Here is a 24,683-nt window from a genome sequence, read left to right as displayed (position 1 = left end):
GTGGCACCGTGCGGACCCTCGTCAACTCCCTCCGGCTGATCGCGGTCATCGCGATCGTCGCAGCGATCGTCGCCCAGTGGCTCGTCAGCTCGACGACACCGGAGTACCGGTTCTGGAACTTCTTCGGCTACTTCACGATCCAGTCGAACGTCTTCGTGGCCGTCGCCCTCGCCCTGACCCTGGTCGCCGCGGCCCGTCGGAAGCGGGGCGACCGGGTGGTGAGCCTGCTCCGCGGGGCTGCCACCGTGTACATCGCCACGACGGGCCTCGTGTACAACACGCTGCTCGTGAACGTGGACGTGCAGACCTCGGTGCAGTGGTCGAACGACACGCTGCACCGGTGGATCCCGCTGTACGTGGTGCTCGACTGGCTGCTGTTCTCCGACCGGGCGAAGCTCCTCATGCGCGACGTCTGGTGGTTCCTGGTCTACCCCGCCGTGTGGCTGGTCGTGATCCTGGTCCGCGGCGCCACCGACGGCTGGGTGCCGTACCCGTTCCTGGACCCGGGCCTCGGGTACGGCGACGTGGCGCTCTACTGCCTCGGCATCGCGGTGTTCATCGCGTTGATGGGCGTGCTCGTCGTCGGGATCAGTCGCCTGCGACTGGTGCGGGTCTAGACCCGGAAGTCGCGCAGTCGGTCGAGCACGAGGTCGGCGAGCTGGATGAGCCCGCGGATCTGGTCGTCGTCGCGGTCGACCCAGCGGCACTCCGGCTCGTCGGCCACCGGCACGAAGCCGTCGTGCCGTTCCCACACGAACAGCGTGCGATCGGCGTCGAGGACGTACTGCTGCCACCAGACCTGTCGCAGGTAGTGCCGGGGGATGCTCCGCCACGCCTTGCCGGTGGTCTTGATCTCGGCGAGGACGACGCGGTCGGTGGCGTCCACCCCGACGCCGTCCGGCGTGGCGAGGTGTGCCCGGTTGGTCGCGGCGTGGAAGAGGTGCGCCGATGGCTGGATGCCGTGCGTCGCGGCCACCCAGGCGGCGATGACCGGCTCGCGCTCCTTGCCGTGCTCGGTGAACGGGTTTCCGGAGAACCGGGAGCCGTACCGCTTCTCGGTCACCACGGCGTCGACGGCGCGGAGCGAGGCGAGCCGGGCGACGTCGGTCGCGGTGATCCCCATCGCGCGGGCGCGGAGCCAGGAGACGCGGTCGGACGAGTGGGCCACGATCCGTTCGGTGTGGCCGCGGAGCGCGGTGAAGGCGTCGTGCGCGGCGCGACCGGGGGCGGTGGAGCCGGCCGTGCGTCGGCCGTGGGCCGACGAGGCGGACGCGCCCGGGGCCTCCAGACCGGAGCCGTCGAGGCCCGGGTCCAGGTCGCCCCACAGGGTGGGCTGCACGATCGTCACCGGACGATTCTCACCCCTCGGGCCGACACCGCGCGAACCGGCACGCGGTCAGGACACCAGCTGTCGGCCCTCGGCGAACGCAACGAGCTCGTCGACGCCCGCGGGGGAGAGGGCGTAGCCGATCGCGAGGGCGGCTGCGCCCTGCAGTGCGGCGACCGACCCGGCACGGGACTGGGCGATGACGAGGTGCTCGGTGGCGAGCGGCATCGAGCGTGAGTAGACGACCTCGCGGACGCCGGCGAGCAGGTGCTCCCCGGCCTGGGTGATCGAGCCGCCGAGGGCGATCACCGACGGGTTCATCAGCGAGACGCAGGTCGCGAGCACCTCGCCGATGTCGCGGCCGGCCTGGCGCACGGCGTAGATGGCGTCGAGGTCGGCGCGGTTCACGAGGTCGATGACGTCGGCGCTCGTGTGCACGTCGTGCCCCTTCGTCCGCAGGGCGCGGGCGATGGCGGGTCCGGAGGCGACGGCCTCGAGGCAGCCGGTGTTGCCGCAGTGGCAGGGGACGTCGCCGGCGCGGGACACCCGCACGTGGCCGATGTCGCCCGCGGTGCCCTGTGCACCGCGCTGGAGCTCGCCGTCCGAGACGATGCCGGAGCCGATGCCGGTCGCGACCTTGACGAACAGCAGGTGGTCGACGTCCGGCCAGCCGTGCTCGCGCTCGCCGAGGGCGGCGATGTTCACGTCGTTGTCGAGCAGGACGTGCGCGGCGACGTGGTTCCGGAGCCACCCGGGGACGTCGAAGCCGTCCCACCCGGGCATGATCGGCGGGTTGGCGGGGCGTCCGGTGGAGAACTCGACCGGGCCGGGGACGCCGATGCCGATCGCGACGACGTCCGCGCGGGAGCGACCGACCTCGTCGAGCAGTGCGTCGATGGTCTCGACGAGCCAGGTCAGGGTGGGGACGGGGCCGGCGGCGATGTCGATGCGCGCCTCGCGGGTGGCGAGCGGCGCGGCGACGAGGTCGGTGACCGCGACGCGGCCGTGAGAGGCGCCGAGGTCGGCCGCCACCACGAGTCGTGCGCGGGGCATGAGCGCGACCTGCGCGGGCGGGCGGCCCCCGGTGGACGCGGCGGTGTCGACGGGCCCGACGAGTCCGACCTCGATCAGGGCATCGAGGCGCACGCCGATCGTCGAGCGTGCGAGTCCTGTCAGGGCGGCGAGTTCGGCCCGGGTCCGCGGCACACCGTCGCGCAGGATCTGGAACAGCTCGCTCGTCCCGACCGGAGGCGACGCTGCCGTCCGAGTCAAGTCGACCATGTCGGGAGTGAAGCACACATCGAACACGCCACGCAATGAAGTCCGTCGAAGTTCCTCGGACTTCTGCTTGACCGCCGACAGAAGTGCTCGTAGTGTGACGATCGGTCGAAGACGACCGCACCATCTCGACGAGGAGAACCCCTGGTGACCCAACCCCTCTCGGTCCAGCTCTACACGGTCCGCGACGCCCTGACGGCCGATCTGCCCGGCACGCTCCAGCGTCTCGCCGACATCGGTTACACCGACGTCGAGGCCTTCGGCTTCGTCGACCGCGCCGACGCGCTGCGCGAGGCCCTCGACGCCGCCGGGCTGCAGAGCCCCAGCGGGCACGCCCGGCTCCTCGACGCGGGCGAGCAGGACCTCGAGCGCATCTTCCACGCCAGCGTCACGGTCGGCCTCGGCACGCTCATCGACCCGCACATCGACGAGGCCCGGTGGACCACACGCGAGGACGTCGAGGCGATCGCTCGCGAACTGAGCGCCCTCGCACCGCGCGCCGCCGACCACGGACTCGTGCTCGGCTACCACAACCACGCGTTCGAGTTCTCGAACCGCATCGACGGCGTCTCCGCGTACGAGGTCTTCGCGGACGCCCTGTCCGACGACGTCGTGCTCGAGCTCGACACCTACTGGGCGAAGGTCGGCGGCGACGACCCGGTGGCCGTCCTCCAGCGTCTCGGCGACAAGGTGCAGTTCCTGCACGTCAAGGACGGCGACGGCTCGCACGACGACAAGAAGCAGGTCGCCGTCGGCAACGGCGTCATGCCGATCCGCGAGATCGTCGCGGCAGCGCCCGACGCACAGCACGTCGTCGAGCTCGACGACCACGAGGGCGACGTCATGCAGGCCGTCGCCGACTCCTACACGTTCCTCCAGGGGGCCCGCGCATGACCGACACCGCAGTGGACCAGCAGACCGCCGGGACGACGAAGACCGGCCCGGTCGGCGTCGGCGTCATCGGCGCCGGGGTCATCTCCGACCAGTACCTCTCGAACCTCACGGTGTTCCCCGACGTCGTCGTCCGCTTCATCGCCGACATCGACCTCGAGCGCGCCGCGGCCCAGGCGGAGAAGTGGGGCGTCGCCGGCTCCGGCACGGTCGACGAGCTCCTCGCCCAGGACGACATCGAGATCGTCGTCAACCTGACGATCCCCGCCGCCCACGTCGAGGTCGCCCTGCAGGCCCTCGCCGCCGGCAAGCACGTGTGGGGCGAGAAGCCCTACGCACTCGACCGCGAGAGCGCCGCCCAGCTCCGCGACGCCGCGGCCGCTGCCGGCAAGACCGTCAGCGTCGCACCGGACACCTTCCTCGGCGCCGGCCTGCAGACCGCGCTCCGCACGATCCGCGACGGCCGGATCGGCGCCCCGCTCAACGGCCTGACGCTCTTCCAGAGCCCCGGCCCGGAGTCGTGGCACCCGAGCCCCGAGTTCCTGTTCGCGTACGGCGCGGGTCCGCTGTTCGACATCGGCCCGTACTACATCACCACGCTCGTGCAGGTCTTCGGTCCGGTCGAGAAGGTCACGGCCACCGCGTCGAAGTCCCGCGCCACGCGCACGATCGGCTCCGGCCCGAAGGCGGGCACCGAGTTCCCCGTCGACGTGCCGACGAACCACTCCGCGCTCATCCAGTTCGCCAGTGGCGCGAGCGCGCAGAGCGTGTTCTCGTTCGAGTCCGACCGGGGCCGGACCGGCTTCGTCGAGATCGCGGGGGAGCAGGGCACCGTCGTGTTCCCGGACCCGAACAACTTCGACGGCGACACCGAGCTCTACGCGCACGGCGCCGAGGAGCCCGAGACGATCCCCGCCGTGGGCTCCACCTACTCGCGCGGCACCGGCGTGGTCGACCTCGCCCGCTCCCTGCGTGCCGGTGAGGACAACCGGGTCCCCGGTGCCCTCGCCTTCCACGTCCTCGACGTGATGGTCTCCATCGCCGAGGCAGCCGAACGTGGTGAGACCGTGCTCGTGGAGAGCACCGTCGCACCCTCCCCGACCCTCCCGGAGGGCTGGGACCCCGCGGCGTCCACCCTGGCCTGACGGCCGGCGCCCCCGGCCGACACCGACCGGGGGCAGGACACCGCAGCACACAGCAGCACCCGACAGCACCACCGCACCACCTCCTGCACCACCTCAACGACGAGAAAGTAGAGAGTCATGCGCACTGCCATCCGCGCACTGGCCATCACCGCGGCCGCGGCACTCACCGTGACCGGCCTCGCAGCCTGCTCCTCCGGGTCGTCCGGTTCCTCCGGCGACTCGAAGACGCTCACCTACTGGGCGTCCAACCAGGGCACGTCCCTGCAGAACGACAAGGAGGTGCTCACCCCCGTCCTCGAGAAGTTCACCAAGGAGACCGGGATCAAGGTGAACCTCCAGGTCATCGGTTGGAACGACCTGCAGAACAAGATCCAGACCGCCGTCACCTCGGGCCAGGGCCCGGACGTGGTCAACATCGGCAACACCTGGGCGACCTCGCTCCAGGCGACGGGCGCCTTCCAGGAGTTCGGCGACTCGGAGATGAAGTCGATCGGCGGTGCCGACAAGTTCGGCAAGGTCGCGCTCTCCACCGGTGGTGCGCCCGGCAAGACCGTCACGAGCGTCCCGCTCTACGGCCTCGCGTACGGCCTCTACTACAACAAGCAGATGCTCGCCGACGCCGGACTCACGCCCCCCACCACCTGGGAGGACATGGTCGCGGACGCGAAGAAGCTGACCGCCGACGGCAAGTACGGCTTCAGCCTCGCCGGTGGTTCCTACACCGAGAACTCGCACTTCGCGTTCATCAACTCGGCGCAGAACGGTGGCGAGTGGTTCGACAAGGACGGCAAGCCGACCTTCACGTCGAAGGCGAACGTCGACGGCATCAAGCGCTACCTCGACCTCATGCAGGACGCGAAGGTCGCCAACCCCTCGAACGCGCAGTACGACAACGCGACGCAGTCGACGACCGACTTCGCGAAGAAGAAGGCCGCGTTCATCCTCAACCAGAACAACGCCAACGCGACGATCGAGTCCCTCGGGATGAAGTCGGACGAGTACGGCGTCGTGGCGCTGCCGGCGCCCAAGGGCGGCGAGCAGATCGCCAGCTTCCCGGCCGGCATCAACCTGTCGATCTTCAAGAACACGAAGAACAAGGACGGCGCGCTCAAGTTCGTCAAGTACATGACGAGCATGGACACGCAGACGACGCTGGACAAGCCGTACTCGGCGCTGCCGGTGCTCGCCGAGGCTGCTGACTCCGTGACGGACGAGCAGACGAAGACGTTCCTCGACATCTACAACAACAAGGCGAAGCCGCTCCCGCTGGTGCCCGCCGAGGACCAGTTCGAGTCGACGGTCGGCAAGGCGATGAACGACATGTTCGCCAAGATCGCCACCGGCTCGAAGGTGTCCGAGAGCGACATCAAGTCGGCGCTGCAGACCGCGCAGGACCAGGTCTCCCAGGCCGCCGGTTGACCCGCCTGGAGGCCCGGGTCGCGTCCGCAGGACGCGGCCCGGGCCTCCACCTCCCGCACCCGGCCCCGCGCCGGGGGTGAGCGCATCGGCTCACGCATGCCGCGCCTCCCGACCGCTGCCACGGTCCCCGGACGCGAAGCCCCGATCCTCCTCCTGCCGAAAGGCCACCACCCATGTCCACCTCGGTCCTGCCCGACTCCGAGCGCATCGACCTGACCCACACGAAGGCGCCGACCCTGTCGGGGCCGCAGCCGGGTCGGAAGCCGAAGCGCCACTGGCTGCCGTACGCGCTGGTCGCGCCGGCCATCCTCTTCGAGCTGCTCATCCACATCGTGCCGATGCTCGTCGGCATCTGGATCTCGTTCATCCAGCTCACCAAGTACTTCATCGCGAACTGGGGTGCAGCCCCCTTCGCCGGGTTCCGGAACTACTCCGTCGTGGTCGACTTCGACCAGGCGATCGGCAAGGGCGTCCTCAACTCGTTCCTCATCACCTGCGCCTTCACGGTGCTCGTCGTCGGGCTCTCGTGGACGCTCGGCATGGCCGCCGCGGTGGCGCTGCAGAAGCCGTTCGCCGGTCGCGGTCTCTTCCGCACGCTCTTCCTCGTGCCGTACGCGCTCCCGATGTACGCGGGTGTGATCACCTGGAAGTTCATGTTCCAGCGCGACACCGGTGCGCTGAACCACCTGCTCGTCGACCAGCTCGGCTTGTTCGGCGGGAACGCGCCGTTCTGGCTGATCGGCAACAACGCGTTCGTCGCGGTCGTCGTCGTGGCGATCTGGAAGACCTGGCCGTTCGCGTTCCTCATGCTCATGGCCGGGCTGCAGTCCGTGCCGAACGACGTGTACGAGGCAGCGTCCGTCGACGGTGCGAAGCCCTTCCGGCAGTGGCGCTCGATCACGCTGCCGATGGTGCGTCCGGTGAACGTGACGCTCGTGCTCGTGATGTTCCTCTGGACCTTCAACGACTTCAACACACCGTTCGTGCTCTTTGGCTCGACCGCGCAGCCCCCGGCAGCCGACCTGCTCAGCTTCCACATCTACAACGCGTCGTTCATCACCTGGAACTTCGGCTCCGGGGCCGCGATGAGCGTCCTGCTCCTCATCTTCCTGCTCATCGTCACCGGCATGTACCTCGCCGTGACCAACCGGAGGTCCGTCCGTGCGTGAGACAGTCGGCGCCAAGTCCTTCAAGATCGTCACCCTGGTCGTCCTGACCCTGTTCACGGTCGTCCCGCTCTACGTGATGGTCACCACGGCGATCAAGCCGCTCGGCGACGTGCAGGACAACTTCACCTGGATCCCGACGAACATCACCTTCCAGCCGTTCATCGACATGTGGTCGACCGTGCCGCTCGGCCGGTACTTCATCAACTCGTTGGTGGTCTGCACGGTCGCGACGGTGTTCTCGCTGATCATCGCGACCTTCGCCGCCTACGGTGTCTCGCGCTGGAACTTCAAGGGCAAGAGCGCCTTCACCACCGCGGTGCTCTCGACCCAGATGTTCCCGGGCGTGCTGTTCCTGCTCCCGCTGTTCCTCATCTTCACGAACCTCGGGAACGCGATCGGCGTCCAGCTCGTCGGGTCCTGGCTCGGCCTGATCATCACGTACCTGACGTTCACGCTGCCGTTCTCGATCTGGATGCTCGCGGGTTACTTCGAGACCATCCCGCGGGAGCTCGACGAGGCCGCGATGGTGGACGGCTCGGGCCCGATGGGCGCGCTGTTCCGGGTCATCCTGCCGTCGGCCCGCCCGGGTCTCGTGGCGGTCGGCATCTACTCGTTCATGACGGCCTGGGGTGAGGTCCTCTTCGCCTCCGTCATGACGAACGGCCTCGGGTCCACCCTGGCGGTCGGTCTGCAGCAGTACTCGACGCAGACCAACGTCTACTGGAACCAGGTGATGGCGGCATCCCTCGTGGTGTCGATCCCGGTGGTGCTGGCGTTCCTCATCGTGCAGCGTCAGTTCGTGGCCGGCCTGACCGCGGGCGCGGTGAAGTAGGCGGTTCCGGCCGACCCGAGACTCGGGCTGGGCGACACTCCTCGCGGCGATCGGGCCGAGGGACGTCGCGTAGCCCGAGTCTCGTTCCGTGCGTGACGAGACCGATCAGACAGGATGGACGCATGACAGGGACCCGCGGGCGACAGCTCATGCCCGGACAGACCAGCCGGGTGCACGTGTACGACGTGGACGCCCGGACGAGCCGGCTCGTGTTCGAGTCGGACACGGTGCTCGTCGAGGCGCCGAACGTGCGCGACGACGGCACCCTCGTGCTGAACGGCGACGGGGACCTCTGGCTGCTCACCCCGCCGGCCCCGGGAAGCGACACCGTGCTCGACGAGACCGCGCTCGTGCCGGTGCCGATGCCCGGGGTCGACGAGATCAACAACGACCACGTGCTCGACCCCACGGGGGACTCGATCGTGGTGAGCGCGCGCGACGGCGAGCTGTACCGGGTGCCGCTGCCCGAGGGCGGCCGGGCGACGCGCATCACCGACGCCGCCGCCGTCCTGTCCGTCGTCCGCAAGTACTACCTGCACGGCACCACGCCGGACGGCTCCGCGCTGACCGCGATCGTCGGGGAGCTGTCCGAGGAGGGCGTCTGGACGACCGACGTCGCCATGGTGGACCCGGCGTCGGGGGAGACGACGTTCCTGACCCGCGACGAGCACCCGGACGACGGCTGCGTCGTGACCCCGGACGGCCGGACGCTGCTCTGGAACACCGAGCGGTTCACGCCGGGGACCGCACAACTCGCGGCGATGCGGCTCGACGACCGCGGCGCCGACGCTCCGGCGGCCCCGGTGCGGCTCACCGCGGACGACCGGGTGAACTGGTTCCCGCACCTGTCGCCGGACGGCACGCACCTGCTCTACCTGTCGTACGAGCCCGGCGTGCAGGGACACCCGGCGGACCAGCGCGTCGAACTCCGGCTGCTGCCCGGCGCGCTCGTGCGGGGAGCCCGCATCGCCGTGCAGCCGGAGACGCTCGTCGCGCTCGACGGCGGGCAGGGGACCGTGAACGTGCCGCCGTGGGCGCCGGATGCGACGTGGTTCGCGTACTGCGACTACCCGGTCCACGCCTGACGCCCGGCGGCCCGGCGGTCCGGCGGTCCGGCGGCCCGGCGGGCCGCCAGCCGGCGCCCGATGACGGCCTGACGGTCGACGTCGTCCGCCCGGTGACCGGCTGTGGCTAGCCCGCGTCGCCGTAGGTCCGGCGCAGGTGCTCGGCGTACCCGCCCGGTGTCCGACCGGTGAAGCGGCCGCTCGTCACCACGGGCAGCTCCGTGGTCGCGTGCACGGCGAGACCGAGGGCGCGGGCGCGCTCCACGAGTCGGACGTCCTCGTGCTCCGGGACCGGGTCGAAGCCGCCGAGCGCCAGGGACACGTCCCCGCGGACCCCGAGGTTCGCGCCGTGCACGTGCCCGAGCGTCGCCCCGGGCGGGTGCGCGCGCGTCCACCGGGCGAGGACCACGGCGTCGAGGTCGTCCGGGTCGGGCACGACGGCGCCGACGAGCACGTGCGCGCCCGCGGCGGAGGCGTCGACCTGCTGCACGAGCCAGTCCGGGTGCACGCGTGAGTCGGCGTCGGTGTGCGCCGTCCACCGGGCGGCCGGGGCCGTGCCCTCGGCGAACGCGTGCTCCGTCCCCACCGCGCGCGCCCGGCCGACCCCGACGTGTGCCGTCGTCAGGACGTCCAGTGGCACCACGGTCCACAGGGCGTCGTCGGCGACGGCGTCCTCGAGTTCCTGGGAGGTGCGGTCGGTGCAGCCGTCCAGCACCACGGTGACGCCGACGGCGACGCCCGGGCGCGCGACGCGGAGCCGGCGGACGGCGGTCGCGAGCGCCTCGACGCACCGCGCGATGCCGTCCTCCTCGTCGTGCGCGGGCACGACGACGTCGACCCGTTCGGGGAGCGTCACCGGACGAGCCCCTCGGCGCGCGCCACCGACCGCACGGCGGGGCCCGGTAGCACGCTGAGCACGAAGTCCTCCTCGACGTGTCGGAGCAGGGGCGGTCGTGGCCACCGCTCGGCGAGCCGTGCGTCGACGGCGTCGCCGCTCGACACCGCCTCGTCGTCCGGGTGCCGCCAGTGGCAGGCGACCAGGACGCCGTCGTCGTCCAGCGAGTCCAGCACGCGGTCGATCGTGGCGTCGAGGTCGGCGGCGGACAGGTAGTAGCCGACCTCGGACATCACGACGAGGTCCCAGCGTCCGGCGGGCCACTCGGACGGCAGCGCGGCCTGCACGAAGCGGGCCCGCGGCGCCCGGAGCCTGGCACGTTCGAGCGGCGCCGCGGCGATGTCGGTGCCGAGCACGTCGTCCGCCCGGTCGGTCAGGGCCGCCGTCAGCACGCCGGTCGCGCAGCCGAGCTCGAGTGCGGACCGGTACCGCTCACGGGGAAGCGCCGCCAGGGTCACCGCCCGTTTGCGCCGTTCGTACCACGACCCGTCGAAGTCCCAGCCCTCGGGCTTCCGGGCGTAGTGCGCGTCGAAGGACGCCCGCGAGCGGGAGTGCTCCGGCACGAAGTACCACTCCTCGGACCGGAGGTGGTGTGCCGCGTGCCGTTCGTCCACGATGGCCTCGTCGCCGGGAGCCGGGGAGAGCGGATGCACCTGTGACCGGTGGGCGTCGAGCGCCGTGCGCTTCCGGTCGAGCACGGCGGCGTCGAGCGGGAGCGCTGCGGCACGGGCCCACGGTGCGGCGGGTGCGCCCGGGTCGTCCCAGTGCCACGCCCACACGGGGTAGGCGAGGAGGTCGGCCCCCGGGTGCTCGGCGACGACGGCCTCGGTCACCTCGCCCGCGATGCGGTGGTCGCGGTGCCCGTCACCACGCCACGGGGCGACGACGAGCACGCGGCCCCCAGCGGCGGTGAGGACGTCCCGCAGCGCGGCACGGAGCACGTCGGGGTGCTCACGGAGGCCGCCGTCGGGCACGCCGAGCACCTCGGTGGTCACGGCGGGGTGCAGGAGCGCCGCCGCGGCACGCACCTCGGCGTCCCGACGTGCGGCGAGCTGCTCGGGCGTCGTCGTGGGGGAGTCGGGGTGGGAGCGCTCGCCGAGGGTCGCGACCAGGACGTGGACGGGCAGCCCGGCCGCGGCCGCGGTGGCGATGATCCCGCCGGCCCCCAGTGTCTCGTCGTCGGGGTGCGGGGCGACCACGAGCACTGCGGTGACACCGTCGAGCGACACCCGCTCGGGCTGCAGGGCATCGAGGAGGGTCGTCCACGCGGCGGGGTCCGTGCCGGGCTCGCGGTGGTCGAAGCTCACCATGCGACACCGCCGTGCTCGAGCACCTTGCGACCGATACGGGCGAGGTCGCGCTCCCCGTGGTCCTGGAGCACGTACAGCGCGAGGTCGGCGACCCGGGCGGCGACGGCCGGGTCGGCGGTGAGCGGCGTGGGGCCGATCGTCGCGACCACCCGCTGCGACACTGCGTCTACCGCACGGCGGACCCGGGAGCGCACGATCTGCGCCAGGAGCGACCAGTCGGTCCGGTCGTCCGGACCGTGCGTGGCATCGATGCGCGCGGCAGCGTCCGCGAGGGCGTCCTCGGCGTCGGCGAGGTCGGCCACGGTCGCTCCGAGCGCGGCCAGCAGCAGTTCGGAGTCCGGTCGGCGCGCCGCGGCTGCACGCAGGATCCTCGCGAGGCCGACCGCTCCACCCCACCAGCACGCGGCGACGCCGATGCCGCCCCACGCGAAGCCCGGACGGGTGAGGTACCAGCCGGGAGCGCCGACCGGGGTCGCCCGGACACCCGAGAAGTCGACCGGGCCGCTCGGGACGTCGGGCATCCCGCGGGCGACCCAGGCATCGTCGTGCGTCGTGATGCCCTCCTGGCGCAGGTCGACCGCGAACAGCTGTCGGTCCTCTCCGACGTGTGCGGTCACCAGGGCGTGCGAGAGCGTCGAGGCGAGCGAGCACCACGGCTTCGTCCCGTCGAGCCGCACGCCGCCGTCGTCGTCGGAGGCAGGGGTCGCGTCGAGTCGGACGCTCGGCCCCTCGGCAGCGAACACACCCCATGTGCTGTCGGCCGGAGCGGTCAGCCCCGCCTGGGCGAGGATGCCGAGCGCGTCGAGGTGCGGCTCGACGGTCCGGGCCGTCGCGACGTCGCCCGCGGCGACGGCCGCGAGGGCCGCGAAGGTCCCGCCGGCCGACCCGGCGGACAGCAGCGGGGCGGTGGACGCGACCCACCGCGCGGTCGCGAGGCGGTCCTGCGGGGACGAGCCGCCCCTCCCGACCGACCCTTCGATGCGGGCGGTGTCGACGTCGCGGGCCGACGCGGGCCACGCGGAACTGCTGAGCATGGAGCCGACGCTACGGGAAGCGCGCAATCCGGATCACGATGATCCTCAGACCGCACTGGGTCCACCCACAGACGGCTCATAGGAACCCCACCGATCCTCGATGACGTGACCATCTCCCAGCCCGCCGCAGCCCCGCGTCTCACCCGTGCCGACGGAACCCCGTTGCGCATCCTCGTCGTCGACGACGAAGCCAGCCTCACCGACCTGCTCTCGATGGCGCTCCGGTACGAGGGCTGGGACGTGAAGAGCGCGAATGGCGGGCAGGACGCCCTGGCCACGGCGCGCGAGTGGAAGCCGGACGCCATGGTCCTCGACGTGATGATGCCGGACCTCGACGGACTCCAGGTGCTCAGCCGGCTCCGGCAGAACAACGACGACACCCCGGTGCTGTTCCTCACCGCGAAGGACTCCGTCGAGGACCGGGTGACCGGGCTGACCGCGGGCGGCGACGACTACGTCACGAAGCCGTTCTCGCTCGAAGAGGTCGTGGCCCGGCTCCGCGGACTCATCCGCCGATCGCAGATCTCGGTCTCCGAGGCCGGGGACTCGCGCATCGTCGTGGGGGACCTCGTGCTCGACGAGGAGTCGTACGAGGTATCGCGTGCCGGACGACCCATCGAGCTCACCGCGACCGAGTTCGAGCTGCTCCGCTTCCTGATGCGCAACCCCCGCCGTGTGCTGAGCAAGGCGCAGATCCTCGACCGGGTGTGGTCGTACGACTTCGGCGGCAAGTCGAGCGTCGTCGAGATCTACATCTCCTACCTGCGCAAGAAGATCGACGCGGGGGAGACCCCGATGATCCACACCGTGCGCGGTGTCGGGTACGTCATCAAGCCGACGTCCTGAGGGGCGCCGTCGTGACGCTCCGCCGACGGCTCGTCCTGAGCACCGTCGCCCTCGTCGTCGCCGTGAGTGCGGTGATCGGCGCCGGCAGCATCATCGCGCTCTTCTCCATCCAGCGCTCGGCGATCGACCAGCAGCTGCAGTACGCCACGAGCCGCGCGCAGAAGTCCCTGCAGAACCAGGGCCAGAACGGCCCGAGCCTCGAGATCGGTCGACCCTCCGGACAAGCCGCGGGCACCCTCACCGTCTACTTCCTCAACGGGGACGCCGCGGTGGGCAGCGTGCTCGACAACGACGGGGACATCGAACGGATCTCGGGCACCGAGACGCGCCCGCTCGGCGGGGTGACGGTCGACGGACTGGCGCACACCGTCGACCTCGGCACCGACCTCGGCCGCTACCGGGTCACGGCGGCACCCGTCGGGCCCGCCGTGCTCGTCGTCGGACTCCCGATGGCGCCCGTGTACGAGAGCGTCTGGAAGCTCTTCGGCGTCGTCCTCGTCGTCACGGCACTCGCGTTGCTCGCCGCGTCGGGCGTCGCCACGGCAGCCGTCCGTCGGTCGCTCCGACCGCTCGACCGCGTCGCCGAGACCGCCTCCGCCGTCGCGCGGATGCCCTTGGAACGCAGCGAGACGCTCGACGGCGTGCGGGTACCCGACGCCGACCCCCGCACCGAGGTCGGCCGGGTCGGCACCGCGTTCAACCGCATGCTCGGGCACATCGCCGGTGCGATGCAGGCTCGGGAGCGCTCGGAGCAGAAGGTCCGGCAGTTCGTCGCCGACGCCTCGCACGAACTCCGCACCCCGCTCGCCTCGGTCCGCGGCTACGCCGAGCTCACCCGCCGGATGGGCGGCGACCTGCCCCCGGACGTCGTCTACGCGATGGGCCGGATCGAGTCGGAGTCGAAGCGCATGACCAGCATGGTCGAGGACCTGCTCCTGCTCGCCCGGCTCGACGAGGGCCGCGAGATCCAGTTCGCCGACGTCGACCTCACCGGCCTCGTGCTCGACGCCGTGAACGACGCCCACGCGGCCTCGCCGGACCACCCCATCGAGGTCGACGTGCCCGACGTCCCCGTCGAGGTCCCCGGCGACGCCGCCCGGCTCCACCAGGTCGTGGTCAACCTCGTCACCAACGCACGGACGCACACCCCCGACGGCACGCGGATCACGGTGGGTCTGACCCCGACCCCGGCGGGCGTGGACCTGACCGTGCGCGACACGGGGCAGGGGATCGACCCCGAGTTCCTGCCGAAGCTGTTCGAGCGGTTCGCACGCGCCGACAGCTCGCGGTCGAGGACCGCCGGCTCGACGGGCCTCGGGCTCGCGATCGTCGACGCGGTCGTGCAGGCGCACGGCGGGAGCGTCGAGGTGGCGAGCGTGCCGGGCGACACGGTGTTCACGGTGCACCTGCCGGCCACGAGACCGGCGGCCACGGTCGGCGGGGTGGTGCCGAGCACCTGACGGTCTGGAGGAACGTGGCGGGCCCGCCCCGTTCCTCCAGGCCGGCGGTTGGTCGCGGTCCGCATCCTGTGGTACCTTCTTCGAAGCCAAAGACCGCCGGTCGTCTGTGCGCTTGCGCGCAGACCGAAGGTCCTCACTCGTGGGGCAGCCAGCGCAGGTGTTCAGACCCTCTCCTCTCGTTCGCGAAGGGAGCAGCTCCGAGCCTCTGCGCCGGAGCTTTTTCCATGTACGGGGTCCTGGGGCTAGCCGGCAAGAAACCCCAAGGAGAACCATGGCGAACAAGGAAGCTGCGGTCGCCGAGCTCACGGATGCATTCCAGAGCTCGAACGCCGTCCTGCTCACCGAGTACCGCGGTCTCACGGTCGCGCAGCTCAAGGAGCTCCGTAACTCGATCCGTGAGCACGCCACGTACGCCGTGGTGAAGAACACGCTGACCAAGATCGCGGCGAACAACGCCGGCATCACGTCGTTCGACGACGAGCTCGCCGGTCCGTCCGCTCTCGCCTTCGTCCACGGTGACACCGTCGCCGTCGCGAAGTCGCTGCGTGCATTCGCCAAGGCGAACCCCCAGCTCGTGGTGAAGGGCGGTTACTTCGACGGTAACCCGCTCACCGCGACCGAGGTGGACAAGCTCGCCGACCTCGAGTCCCGTGAAGTCCTGCTCGGCAAGCTCGCCGGCGCCTTCAAGGCCTCGCTGTTCGGTGCTGCGTACCTGTTCCAGGCACCCCTCTCGCAGGCCGTCCGCACCGTGGACGCCCTCCGCGAGAAGCAGGAGTCCGCGGCCTGATCAGGCCCGCGTTCATCAACCACACGTACTAGCTAGTAGTAGGAGAAAATCATGGCGAAGCTTTCGCAGGACGAGCTCATCGAGGCCTTCAAGGAGCTCACGCTCATCGAGCTCTCGGACTTCGTGAAGAAGTTCGAGGAGGTCTTCGAGGTCACCGCTGCTGCCCCCGTCGCGGTCGCCGCGGCCGGTGGCGCTGCTGCCCCCGCCGAGGAGGTCGAGGAGAAGACCGAGTTCGACGTCGTGCTCAAGTCGGCCGGTGACAAGAAGATCCAGGTCATCAAGGAGGTCCGTGGCCTCACGTCGCTCGGCCTCGGCGAGGCCAAGGCGCTCGTTGAGACCCCCGACGCCAAGGTGCTCGAGGGCGTCAACAAGGAGACGGCCGACAAGGCCAAGGAGTCCCTCGAGGCTGCTGGCGCCACGGTCGAGCTCGCGTAGTTCCGACCTCTTGGTCACGAAGGCCGCTGCCCCTCGGGGTGGCGGCCTTCGTCGTGTGTGGCCGCGCTCAGATCCGCACGCCGTGCGCGCGGAACAGTGCTCGGAGGCGGTCGAGTTCGACGAGGTGCCACCACGTCACCCGGATGACCGTCCGGACGCCGGGCACCGCGCGGATGCGGTCCTCGCGCCGTTTCTCCGACCACAGGACATCAGCTGGGTCTCGGCCCTGCAGCATCGAGGGATCGACGTACTTCTGTCGCCCGTCGAACTCGACGACGACCCCGAGCGTCGGGAACCAGAAGTCGACCCGGTCGACCGTGCCGTCGTGGTGTCGCACGCTGGCTTGGCTCGTCCACCGGGGGAGCCCGAGTTGCACGAAGCGGGCAGCCGCGAAGGACTCGCCGACGGACTCATGGTGCGGATCGAGCGCGTCGATCACCGCGGCTGCGCGGACCGACCCGCGGCCCGGGCGCGGGGGTACGGCGCGGCGGAGCTGGTCGGTCGTCAACGTCCCGCTGCGGACCACTGTGTCGACGGCCACCACTGCAACGTGGTGGTCGACCGTGGTCGCCAGGGTGACAGCGGTGTCGAGGGCCGAAACAACCGGGACTCCGTCGAAGGCGACGGGATCGGGCTGTGACCTCGGGCGGCCCGGGTGCCGTACGACTCCCGAGCGATGCTGGATCACGGCGACGGCCGGATCGAGGACGTGCACCCGCTCCTCGGCGGCGCCGATCCACGGCCAACCGTGGATCATCGCGGCAGTGGCGTGCGAGAAGACCGAGCCGTCTCGGAGGTGCGGCGCGATCGCTCGGGCCCGGGCGAGGTGTTGTTCTGGCGGCGTCAGCGCATCCCAGACGTCGGTCGCGATGAACACACCCGGGAGCAGACGCACGAGGTTCCCTGCGGCGTGACGACGCTGCAGTGTCCTCGCACCGGCAGGGTCGGTCGGGGTCGCTCGGAGGATGGGCGGTCGTCGCCGGTGATCATGCACCTGCCGAGCGTTGTGCCGGAGTCGGCGCTGCGGGGCGCTCGGCGCCGATCTGTGGATGATCCGGCGCTCTTGCGAGAGGTGGGGACGATCGACCTCACGGGCTCAGCGACACTTCACGGGCTTGACGGGGCGTGACGTGTCGCTGAGCCCGTGAAGTCGCGGGCGGGCGCCGCGGGCGCGTCAGCGCAGGGTGCTGTGGCGGCGGCCGTAGGCCAGGTAGAGCGCGGCGCCGACGAGCATCCACACGCCGAACGCGATCCAGGTGCCGGCGCCGAGGAACACGGCGAGCAGCACGCAGCTCAGCGTCCCGAGGACCGGCACGACGGGGAACAGCGGCACGCGGTACGACCGCTCGAGCCCCGGCTGCGTGCGGCGCAGGATGATCACGGACACGTTCACGAGGGCGAACGCCACCAGCGTGCCGATGCTCGTCGCGTCGGCGAGTTCGCCGAGAGGCACGAGCGCCGCGACGACCGTCACGACGAGGCCGATGATGAGCGTGTTGGCCACCGGGGTACCGGTCCGGGCGGACACCCGGCCGAAGACCGCGGGCACGAGGCCGTCGCGCGCCATCGTCAGGAGGATGCGGGTCTGGCCGTAGAGGACGGTGAGCACGACGCTCGCGATGGCGATCACCGCGCCGATCGAGAACACGAGCGCGACGACGGGCTGCCCGGTGACGTCGACGACGATGCGGACGAGCGAGGCCTCGTCGGCCGAGAACGCCGTCCACGACCGGGCCCCGATCGCGGCGATCGCCACGAGGATGTACAGCGCCGTGATGAGCGCGATCGAGCCGATGATCGCCCGGGGGAGGTCACGACGGGGGTTCTTCGCCTCTTCCCCCGCGGTCGAGGCGGCGTCGAACCCGATGTACGAGAAGAACAGGCGGGAGGCGGCGGCCGTCACACCCGCGGCGCCCATCGGGGCGAGCGGTGCGAAGTTCTGCGCCTGGAACGCCGTGAACGCCACGGCGACGAAGAACACGAGCAGGGCGATCTTGACGAGCACCATGAGCGTGTTCACCCACGCGCTCTCCTTCGCACCGGGCAGCAGGATCGCGGTCGCCAGCAGGACGAGCACGGCGGCCGGCAGGTTCACGACGCCGCCGTCGCCGGGCGGCGCGGAGATCGCCGCGGGCAGGTGCAGCCCGAAGACACGGAGGGTCTCGTCGACGTACTCGCTCGCGCCGACGGCGACCGCGGCGACGGACACCGCGTACTCGAGCACGAGGCACCAGCCGCACACCCAGGCGATGCCCTCACCCATCGTCGCGTACGTGTAGGAGTAGCTCGACCCGGACGTCGGCACGGCTCCGGCCATCTCGGCGTAGGACAGCGCCGACAGCAGCGCGGCGACCCCGGCGAGCACGAACGAGATCCAGACCGCGGGCCCGGCGAGCGGCACGGCGGTGCCGAGCACCACGAGGATGCCGGTGCCGAGCGTCGCCCCGACGCTGATCATCGTCAGGTGCCAGACCCCGAGCGAGCGTCGGAGCGGCTCGCCGTTCACGCCCGTCGCGGCCTCGGCCTGCAGCTGCTCGATCGGCTTGCGCCGGGCGAGCTGGGTACGGAGGGACGTGGGGCGGGCCGGCGCGGACGTCATGGGACCTCAGGTGGTGCGGGGGACGGGACACGGAATCGTCGCACGCCCCCTGAACGGGGTCAAACCGGTCGCACGTCACCGCGCACCCGTCGCACGTCACCGCGCACCGGCCGCACGGCCGCCGAGGCGGCCGATGTCCGGGCGCGGCGCTAGGTTGACGGTATGAGCATGGGCCACGGGATGCGCGGGGGCGGCGGCGGGGGACCACGCGGCGGCGGACGCATCTCGAGCGGCGACACCGCGGCGCAGAAGGCCGCGAACGCCGAGGCGCCCACGATCCCGCACCTGCTCCGTCGGATCTCCGGGCTGTTCGTGCCGCACCGGTCGGCGATCGTCCTGACCGTCGCGCTCGTGCTCCTCGGCGCCGCGCTGTCCGTCGTGCCGCCGCTGCTCACCCAGCAGGCGTTCGACCGCGGGCTCTTCCCGCCGGCCGGTCGCCCGGACGTCCCCGTCCTCGTCGAGCTCGTCGTGGGCATGGTCCTGCTCTGGATCGCGTCCGCGGGCATCGGCGTCTGGCAGACGTACCTCACCGCCACGGTCGGCAACAAGGTGATGGGCTCGCTGCGGATGCGGCTGTTCGGGCACCTGCAGCAGATGGAGCTCGCGTTCTTCACGCGGACCAAGACCGGCGTGATCCAGTCGCGCCTGCAGAACGACGTCGGCGGCGTCGCGAGCGTGCTGAACAACACGATCTCGTCGGTGCTCGGCAACACCGTGACGGTCATCGCCGCGGTGGTCGCCATGCTCCTGCTGAGCTGGCAGATGACGCTCGTGGCGGTCGTGCTCCTGCCGCTCCTGGTGATCGCCCAGCGCCGGGTCGGCCAGGTCCGCGCCCGCATCGCCGCCCAGACGCAGGAGTCGCTGTCCGACATGACGGCGATCACCCAGGAGGCGCTGAGCGTCTCCGGCATCCTGCTCGCCAAGAGCTTCAACCAGCAGCGCAGCGAGACGCAGCGCTACGGCGCGGAGAACCGGAACCAGATCACGCTGCAGGTCCGGCAGCAGATGTCCGGCCAGTGGTTCTTCGCGATCGTCCAGATCTTCCTGTCGATCATCCCTGCGGTGATCTACCTCGTCGCCGCGTGGTTGATCCTCGGGGACGTCCCGATCACGGCCGGCACGATCGTCGCGTTCACGACGGTGCAGTCCCGACTGCTCTTCCCGACGGTCGGCCTGCTCCGGGTCGTCCTCGACCTGCAGACCTCCGGCGCGCTGTTCGCCCGGATCTTCGAGTACCTCGACCTCGAGCCGGCGATCACGGACGCCCCGACGGCCCGGCCGGTCGACCCGTCCCGCGTCGGGCACGTCGCGTTCGACGACGTCACGTTCACCTACCCGGACGGCGAGCAGGACAAGCCGACCCTCCGCGGGGTGTCGTTCGCGCTCCGGCCCGGCCAGTTCGCCGCGTTCGTCGGGCCGTCCGGCGCGGGCAAGACGACCGTGTCGTACCTCGTGCCGCGGTTGTACGAGGCGACGAGCGGTTCGGTGCGGTTCGCGGGCGAGGACGTCCGCGACCTGGTGCACGAGGACCTCATGCGGCACGTCGGCATCGTCAGCCAGGAGACCTACCTCTTCCACGCCACGATCGGCGCGAACCTGCGGTACGCCAAGCCGGACGCCACCGACGAGGAACTCGAACGGGCGGCCCGCGCGGCGAACATCCACGACACGATCGCGTCCTTCCCGGACGGGTACGAGACCGTCGTGGGGGAGCGGGGCTACCGGCTCTCCGGCGGGGAGAAGCAGCGCATCGCCATCGCCCGGGTGCTGCTCAAGGACCCGCCGGTGCTCGTGCTCGACGAGGCGACGAGCGCGCTCGACTCGATCTCCGAACGCGTCGTGCAGACCGCGCTCGACACCGCCGCAGCGGGCCGGACCACGATCTCGATCGCCCACCGTCTGTCCACGGTGCGCGACGCCGACGTCATTTTCGTGCTCGACCACGGGCAGATCGTCGAGCAGGGCACGCACGATGAACTCCTCGCCCTCGGCGGGACCTACGCGGAACTGCACCACCAGCAGAACGCGCCCGCTGACGTCCGGTGAGGCGCGCGACCTAGACTCGACGGCGTGCGCTACGCGAACTCCGTCGTCGACCTCGTCGGCAACACCCCGCTCGTCCGGCTGAACCGGGTCACCGAGGGCCTCCGGGCGACCGTCCTGGTCAAGGTCGAGTACCTCAACCCGGGCGGCTCCTCGAAGGACCGGATCGCCACGCGGATCATCGACGCCGCCGAGGCGTCCGGCGACCTGCGGCCCGGCGGCACGATCGTCGAGCCGACCTCGGGCAACACCGGCGTCGGGCTCGCGCTCGTCGCGCAGCAGCGCGGGTACCGGTGCGTGTTCGTGCTGCCGGACAAGGTGGGCGAGGACAAGCGGAACGTCCTCACGGCCTACGGCGCCGAGATCGTCGTCACCCCCACCGCCGTGGCGCCCGAGGACCCGGAGTCGTACTACTCGGTGTCCGACCGGCTCGTCCGCGAGATCCCGGGCGCGTACAAGCCGAACCAGTACGCGAACCCGAACGGGCCCCGCAGCCACTACGAGACCACCGGTCCGGAGATCTGGCGCGACACCGAGGGGAAGCTCACGCACTTCGTCGCGGGCGTCGGCACCGGTGGCACGATCTCGGGGACCGGCCGCTTCCTCAAGGAGGCCTCGGACGGCCGCGTCCGGATCGTCGGCGCGGACCCGGAGGGATCGGTCTACTCCGGCGGCACCGGACGCCCCTACCTGGTGGAGGGCGTCGGCGAGGACTTCTGGCCGGGCGCGTACGACGCCGGTGTACCGGACGAGATCATCGCCGTGACCGACGCCGAGTCGTTCGCGATGACCCGGCGCCTGGCACGCGAGGAGGGGCTGCTCGTCGGCGGGTCGAGCGGGATGGCGGTCGTCGCCGCCCTGCGCGCCGCCCGCGACCTCACCGAGGACGACGTCGTGGTGGTGCTCCTGCCCGACGGCGGCCGCGGGTACCTCGGCAAGATCTTCAACGACCGGTGGATGCGCTCGTACGGCTTCGCCGAGACCGACGACGCCCGCACGGTCGGATCCGTCGTCGCCGGCAAGGACGGCCGGCTGCCCGACCTCGTGCACGCGCACCCGTCCGACACCGTCCGCGACGTCGTGGACATCATGTCGACGTACGGCGTCTCGCAGATGCCCGTCCTCAGCGCCGAGCCGCCGGTCGTGATCGGCGAGGTCGTCGGCGCGATCGCCGAGAAGGACCTGCTCGAGCGCGTGTTCACCGGTGCCGCGTCGATGTCCGACGCGCTCAGCTCCTCCGTCGGCGACCCGCTGCCGCTGATCGGGATCGGCGAGTCGCTGTCGGCGGCCCGTCGAGCGCTCGAGTCGGTGGACGCGCTGCTCGTCGTCGACGACGGCAAGCCCGTCACCGTGCTCACCCGGCACGACCTGCTCACCTCCCTGTCCGAGTGACCACCGAAGCCCGAGGAACCGAAGCACGCATGACCGAGTTCAGCACCCGCGCCGTCCACGTCGGCCAGGAGCCCGACGCCACGACCGGCGCCGTCATCCCGCCCATCCACGTCACGAGCACCTACGTGCAGGACGGCGTCGGCAACATGCGGAACGGCTACGAGTACTCCCGCGGCGGCAACCCGACGCGCGACTCCCTGCAGACGCTGCTCGCCGACCTCGACGGGGGTGTCGCGGCGTTCTCGTTCGCCTCCGGCCTCGCCGCCGAGGACGCACTGCTCCGCGCGTACCTCGAGCCCGGCGCCCGCGTCGTGATGGGGAACGACGTGTACGGCGGCACGCACCGCCTGGTGAACCGACTGCACGTGCCGTGGGGCGTCGAGCTCGTCGTCGTGGACATGAGCGATGTCGACCGGGTCCGCGCCGCGCTCGAGGGCGCACCCGCGAAGACCGTCCTCTGGGTGGAGACGCCGACGAACCCGCTCATGAAGATCGCCGACATCGCCCTGCTGTCCGAGGTCGGGCACGCTGCCGGCGCCCTCGTGGTCGTCGACAACACCTTCGCGTCGCCGTACCTCCAGCAGCCGCTCGCCCTCGGCGCGGACGCGGTGTCGTACTCCACGACGAAGTACCTCGGTGGCCACTCCGACGTCGTCGGCGGCGCGGTGGTGCTCCGCGACGAGGAGTTCGCCGAGCGGGTCGGGTTCCTGCAGTTCGGCGCGGGGGCGATCGCCTCGCCGTTCGACGCGTTCCTCACCACCCGAGGCATCAAGACGCTGCCGATCCGGATGGAGCGGCACTCGTCGAACGCGCAGGCCGTCGCCGAGGCGCTCGTCCCGGCGCCCGGCGTCGAGCGCGTCTTCTACCCGGGCCTCGCGGACCACCCGGGGCACGACGTCGCCGCGAAGCAGATGCGCGGGTTCGGCGGCATGCTGTCGGTCGCGCTCGCCGGCGGTCCCGAGGCCGCGAAGCGCTTCGTCGAGTCCACCGAGGTGTTCACGCTCGCCGAGTCGCTCGGCGGTGTCGAGTCGCTCATCGGGTACCCGAGCGAGATGACGCACGCGTCGGTGAAGGGCACGGAGCTCGCGGTGCCGGAGAACGTCGTCCGCCTGTCGGTGGGCATCGAGGACGCCGGCGACCTGGTCGGGGACGTCCTGCAGGCACTGCAGCGCTGACGCGCCGGACGGGAGGCACGGTGCGGACCCGCCCCGCGCCTGGCGTCCGCCCCGGTGCGGGCTGCACCCCGCCCACCCGGCCCGCCCCGCGCCTCCCGTCCGGCCGCGGCGTCGGCCGCCGCCCCTACGATGGAGCGGGTGAGCACCGTCGCGACCAGCCGCACCAGCCTGTTCAGCGGCCCCTACGCGCTCGCCACCGTCGGCATGGTCGCGATCGTCGCGCTCGCTGCGTTCCAGAACCTCGCCATGACCACCGTGATGCCGGAGATCAGTCGCGACCTCGACGGCGAGACGCTCTACGCGCTGGCGTTCGCCGCCCCGCTCGCCGCCGGGGTGCCGGGCATGGTGCTCGGCGGCAACTGGTCCGACCGTGCCGGCGGACGGATCGTCGCCTGGGTGTCGGCGGCCCTGTTCGCGATCGGGACGGCGGTGGTGATGCTCGCGCCGACCATGGAGGTGTTCCTCGTGGGACGCCTCGTCGAGGGCTTCGGCGCCGGTGCGATCGACGTCGTCCTCTACGTCCTGGTGGCGCGCATCTTCCCGGCGTCGCTGCACGGACCGGTGTTCGCCGGGTTCGCGGCGGCGTGGGTGGTGCCGGCGCTCGTCGGTCCGGCACTCGCCGGCATCGTGACCGACGTCTGGAACTGGCACTGGGTGTTCGCGGGCGCGCTCGTCATCGCCGTCGTCGCGTTCGCCCTGCTCGTACCGACCCTTCGACGGCTGCGCCCGCCCGCCCCCGAGTTGCGGGCCCCGTGGCAGCGCTCCCGGATCGCATGGTCGGTGGGGGCGGCGGTGGCGATCCTGTTGCTCAACGTCGCGCCGGACCTCGGCCCGTGGCCCCGGGTCGCGGCCGTCGTCGTCGGGCTCGTCGGCACCTGGGCGGCGCTGCGGCCGCTGCTGCCGGCCGGGACCTTCCGCGCACGACCGGGGCTGCCCTCGGTGGTGCTGCTCCGGGGGCTCGTCGCGGCGGCGTTCTTCGGCAGCGAGGCCTACGTGCCGTTCCTGCTGCAGGCGGAGGACGGGCTCTCCGCGTCGACCGCCGGGCTCGCGCTGACCGTCGCCGCGCTGAGCTGGGCCGGGGCGAGCTGGGTGCACGGCCGGCTCGGCGAAGAACGTCTCACCGCGGCCCGCACGTTCGGCGTCGGGCTGACGCTCGTGCTCGTCAGTCTGGTGACCGCGCTCGCCGTCGCCGCGTTCGCCCTGCCGTGGTGGCTGCTCGTCGTCGGGTGGTTCGTCGGCGGCGCGGGCATGGGGGCGATCTACCCACGGACCTCGATGCTGACGCTCCGGTTCTCCGGCGAGGGCGACGACGGCTTCGCCAGCTCGGCCCTGACGATCGCCGACGCCGCGGGCAGCGTGATCGGTCTCGCCGTCACCGGGCTGCTGTTCGTCGGGACGGGCGGGGCGGACGGCTCCCTCGGCTTCCCGCTCGTGTTCACCGGGATGACCGTCATCGGTCTCCTGGCCATCGCGGCGGTCCGTCGCCTCGGCCAGGTCCCGGCGCCGTCCGCAGACGCCCCCGCGGCACCGGAGCCGTCCGCGACCGGTCCGTCGGCGGCCTCGACGGGCGGGTAGCGTGGCC

Annotated in this window: 22 protein-coding genes; 15 read left to right on the top strand and 7 right to left on the bottom strand. The window is 71.4% G+C overall.

What is annotated here, in order from left to right; translation table 11 throughout:
* The first annotated feature begins 8 nt into the window (after positions 1-8).
* Positions 9-617: a Pr6Pr family membrane protein gene (locus ACY3FI_RS11160; RefSeq protein ID WP_462547604.1), complete on the top strand. Its 609-nt coding sequence runs from the start codon at positions 9-11 to the stop codon at positions 615-617.
* On the opposite strand, the gene ACY3FI_RS11155 is transcribed toward ACY3FI_RS11160, so the two are convergent.
* The gene (locus tag ACY3FI_RS11155) at positions 614-1,348 is read right to left on the bottom strand and encodes a YqaJ viral recombinase family protein (protein ID WP_462547603.1); all 735 of its coding nucleotides are present in this window, start codon (positions 1,346-1,348) and stop codon (positions 614-616) included. The genes ACY3FI_RS11160 and ACY3FI_RS11155 overlap by 4 nt on opposite strands.
* 48 nt (positions 1,349-1,396) lie before the next feature.
* Positions 1,397-2,608, bottom strand: coding sequence for an ROK family transcriptional regulator (locus ACY3FI_RS11150; protein WP_462547602.1), 1,212 nt, complete (start codon positions 2,606-2,608; stop codon positions 1,397-1,399).
* Positions 2,609-2,752: 144 nt separating this feature from the next.
* On the opposite strand from ACY3FI_RS11150, the gene ACY3FI_RS11145 reads away from it, so the two are divergent.
* The 6 genes from ACY3FI_RS11145 (at position 2,753) to ACY3FI_RS11120 (ending at position 9,146) form a co-directional block, all read left to right on the top strand.
* Complete coding sequence (locus tag ACY3FI_RS11145) at positions 2,753-3,499, top strand: sugar phosphate isomerase/epimerase family protein (RefSeq protein ID WP_462547601.1); 747 nt, start codon at positions 2,753-2,755, stop codon at positions 3,497-3,499.
* A complete protein-coding gene (locus tag ACY3FI_RS11140) occupies positions 3,496-4,641 on the top strand; it encodes a Gfo/Idh/MocA family protein (protein WP_462547600.1) in 1,146 nt (381 codons plus the stop codon). The genes ACY3FI_RS11145 and ACY3FI_RS11140 overlap by 4 nt, the downstream gene beginning before the upstream one ends.
* A 117-nt stretch (positions 4,642-4,758) precedes the next feature.
* A complete protein-coding gene (locus ACY3FI_RS11135; RefSeq protein WP_462547599.1) occupies positions 4,759-6,060 on the top strand; it encodes an ABC transporter substrate-binding protein in 1,302 nt (433 codons plus the stop codon).
* Positions 6,061-6,233: 173 nt separating this feature from the next.
* Positions 6,234-7,229: a carbohydrate ABC transporter permease gene (locus ACY3FI_RS11130; RefSeq protein WP_462547598.1), complete on the top strand. Its 996-nt coding sequence runs from the start codon at positions 6,234-6,236 to the stop codon at positions 7,227-7,229.
* Complete coding sequence (locus ACY3FI_RS11125) at positions 7,222-8,061, top strand: carbohydrate ABC transporter permease (RefSeq protein ID WP_462547597.1); 840 nt, start codon at positions 7,222-7,224, stop codon at positions 8,059-8,061. Before ACY3FI_RS11130 ends, ACY3FI_RS11125 begins: the two co-directional genes overlap by 8 nt.
* 122 nt (positions 8,062-8,183) lie before the next feature.
* On the top strand, positions 8,184-9,146 hold the full coding sequence (locus tag ACY3FI_RS11120; protein WP_462547596.1) for a TolB family protein: 963 nt from the start codon (positions 8,184-8,186) through the stop codon (positions 9,144-9,146).
* A gap of 106 nt (positions 9,147-9,252) precedes the next feature.
* On the opposite strand, the gene ACY3FI_RS11115 is transcribed toward ACY3FI_RS11120, so the two are convergent.
* From ACY3FI_RS11115 to ACY3FI_RS11105, 3 genes are read right to left on the bottom strand one after another with little or no spacing between them, the layout of a single operon-like run.
* Positions 9,253-9,981: a glycosyltransferase family 2 protein gene (locus ACY3FI_RS11115; protein WP_462547595.1), complete on the bottom strand. Its 729-nt coding sequence runs from the start codon at positions 9,979-9,981 to the stop codon at positions 9,253-9,255.
* Positions 9,978-11,330: a PIG-L family deacetylase gene (locus ACY3FI_RS11110; RefSeq protein WP_462547594.1), complete on the bottom strand. Its 1,353-nt coding sequence runs from the start codon at positions 11,328-11,330 to the stop codon at positions 9,978-9,980. The genes ACY3FI_RS11115 and ACY3FI_RS11110 overlap by 4 nt, the downstream gene beginning before the upstream one ends.
* Positions 11,324-12,364, bottom strand: a complete 1,041-nt coding sequence (locus ACY3FI_RS11105; RefSeq protein WP_462547593.1) for an acyl-CoA dehydrogenase family protein — start codon at positions 12,362-12,364, stop codon at positions 11,324-11,326. Before ACY3FI_RS11105 ends, ACY3FI_RS11110 begins: the two co-directional genes overlap by 7 nt.
* Before the next feature lie 105 nt (positions 12,365-12,469).
* On the opposite strand from ACY3FI_RS11105, the gene ACY3FI_RS11100 reads away from it, so the two are divergent.
* From ACY3FI_RS11100 to rplL, 4 genes are all read left to right on the top strand, one after another.
* The gene (locus ACY3FI_RS11100; protein WP_462547592.1) at positions 12,470-13,210 is read left to right on the top strand and encodes a response regulator transcription factor; all 741 of its coding nucleotides are present in this window, start codon (positions 12,470-12,472) and stop codon (positions 13,208-13,210) included.
* Between the two features lie 11 nt (positions 13,211-13,221).
* The gene (locus tag ACY3FI_RS11095; RefSeq protein WP_462547591.1) at positions 13,222-14,670 is read left to right on the top strand and encodes a sensor histidine kinase; all 1,449 of its coding nucleotides are present in this window, start codon (positions 13,222-13,224) and stop codon (positions 14,668-14,670) included.
* A gap of 271 nt (positions 14,671-14,941) precedes the next feature.
* Positions 14,942-15,457 carry a 50S ribosomal protein L10 gene (gene rplJ / locus ACY3FI_RS11090; RefSeq protein ID WP_058741931.1) on the top strand — a complete coding sequence of 172 codons (516 nt, stop codon included), beginning with the start codon at positions 14,942-14,944 and terminating at the stop codon, positions 15,455-15,457.
* A 51-nt stretch (positions 15,458-15,508) separates the two neighbouring features.
* Entirely contained in the window at positions 15,509-15,892 is a 384-nt protein-coding gene (rplL, locus tag ACY3FI_RS11085; protein WP_069712149.1) for a 50S ribosomal protein L7/L12, read from the top strand.
* A 67-nt stretch (positions 15,893-15,959) separates the two neighbouring features.
* On the opposite strand, the gene ACY3FI_RS11080 is transcribed toward rplL, so the two are convergent.
* Together ACY3FI_RS11080 and ACY3FI_RS11075 are read right to left on the bottom strand one after the other, a co-directional pair.
* On the bottom strand, positions 15,960-16,787 hold the full coding sequence (locus ACY3FI_RS11080) for a hypothetical protein (RefSeq protein WP_462547589.1): 828 nt from the start codon (positions 16,785-16,787) through the stop codon (positions 15,960-15,962).
* Positions 16,788-17,066: 279 nt separating this feature from the next.
* Entirely contained in the window at positions 17,067-18,491 is a 1,425-nt protein-coding gene (locus ACY3FI_RS11075; protein ID WP_462547588.1) for an amino acid permease, read from the bottom strand.
* Positions 18,492-18,653: 162 nt separating this feature from the next.
* Here ACY3FI_RS11075 and ACY3FI_RS11070 point away from each other — a divergent pair, with 162 nt between their 5' ends.
* The 4 genes from ACY3FI_RS11070 (at position 18,654) to ACY3FI_RS11055 (ending at position 24,676) form a co-directional block, all read left to right on the top strand.
* Positions 18,654-20,537: an ABC transporter ATP-binding protein gene (locus ACY3FI_RS11070; RefSeq protein ID WP_462547587.1), complete on the top strand. Its 1,884-nt coding sequence runs from the start codon at positions 18,654-18,656 to the stop codon at positions 20,535-20,537.
* 24 nt (positions 20,538-20,561) lie between these two features.
* Positions 20,562-21,926 carry a cystathionine beta-synthase gene (locus tag ACY3FI_RS11065; RefSeq protein WP_462547586.1) on the top strand — a complete coding sequence of 455 codons (1,365 nt, stop codon included), beginning with the start codon at positions 20,562-20,564 and terminating at the stop codon, positions 21,924-21,926.
* A gap of 29 nt (positions 21,927-21,955) precedes the next feature.
* The gene (locus tag ACY3FI_RS11060) at positions 21,956-23,101 is read left to right on the top strand and encodes a cystathionine gamma-synthase (RefSeq protein WP_462547585.1); all 1,146 of its coding nucleotides are present in this window, start codon (positions 21,956-21,958) and stop codon (positions 23,099-23,101) included.
* Between the two features lie 138 nt (positions 23,102-23,239).
* Positions 23,240-24,676 (top strand): MFS transporter, encoded by a 1,437-nt coding sequence (locus ACY3FI_RS11055; RefSeq protein ID WP_462547584.1) that lies wholly within the window; start codon positions 23,240-23,242, stop codon positions 24,674-24,676.
* Positions 24,677-24,683 lie beyond the last annotated feature (7 nt).

It is taken from the genome of Curtobacterium sp. RM9, from assembly GCF_054956955.1.
Note: the sequence above shows the minus strand (reverse complement) of the source record. Positions and strands in the feature narration are given on the sequence as shown.

Excerpts from the sequence above, each read along its gene's own strand:
- ACY3FI_RS11130 (WP_462547598.1), top strand. The coding sequence starts at position 6,234 with ATGTCCACCTCGGTCCTGCCCGACTCCGAGCGCATCGACCTGACCCAC.
- rplL (WP_069712149.1), top strand. The coding sequence starts at position 15,509 with ATGGCGAAGCTTTCGCAGGACGAGCTCATCGAGGCCTTCAAGGAGCTC.
- ACY3FI_RS11075 (WP_462547588.1), bottom strand. The coding sequence starts at position 18,491 with ATGACGTCCGCGCCGGCCCGCCCCACGTCCCTCCGTACCCAGCTCGCC.
- ACY3FI_RS11105 (WP_462547593.1), bottom strand. The coding sequence starts at position 12,364 with ATGCTCAGCAGTTCCGCGTGGCCCGCGTCGGCCCGCGACGTCGACACC.
- ACY3FI_RS11120 (WP_462547596.1), top strand. The coding sequence starts at position 8,184 with ATGACAGGGACCCGCGGGCGACAGCTCATGCCCGGACAGACCAGCCGG.
- ACY3FI_RS11110 (WP_462547594.1), bottom strand. The coding sequence starts at position 11,330 with ATGGTGAGCTTCGACCACCGCGAGCCCGGCACGGACCCCGCCGCGTGG.
- ACY3FI_RS11150 (WP_462547602.1), bottom strand. The coding sequence starts at position 2,608 with ATGGTCGACTTGACTCGGACGGCAGCGTCGCCTCCGGTCGGGACGAGC.
- ACY3FI_RS11135 (WP_462547599.1), top strand. The coding sequence starts at position 4,759 with ATGCGCACTGCCATCCGCGCACTGGCCATCACCGCGGCCGCGGCACTC.
- rplJ (WP_058741931.1), top strand. The coding sequence starts at position 14,942 with ATGGCGAACAAGGAAGCTGCGGTCGCCGAGCTCACGGATGCATTCCAG.
- ACY3FI_RS11070 (WP_462547587.1), top strand. The coding sequence starts at position 18,654 with ATGAGCATGGGCCACGGGATGCGCGGGGGCGGCGGCGGGGGACCACGC.
- ACY3FI_RS11060 (WP_462547585.1), top strand. The coding sequence starts at position 21,956 with ATGACCGAGTTCAGCACCCGCGCCGTCCACGTCGGCCAGGAGCCCGAC.
- ACY3FI_RS11140 (WP_462547600.1), top strand. The coding sequence starts at position 3,496 with ATGACCGACACCGCAGTGGACCAGCAGACCGCCGGGACGACGAAGACC.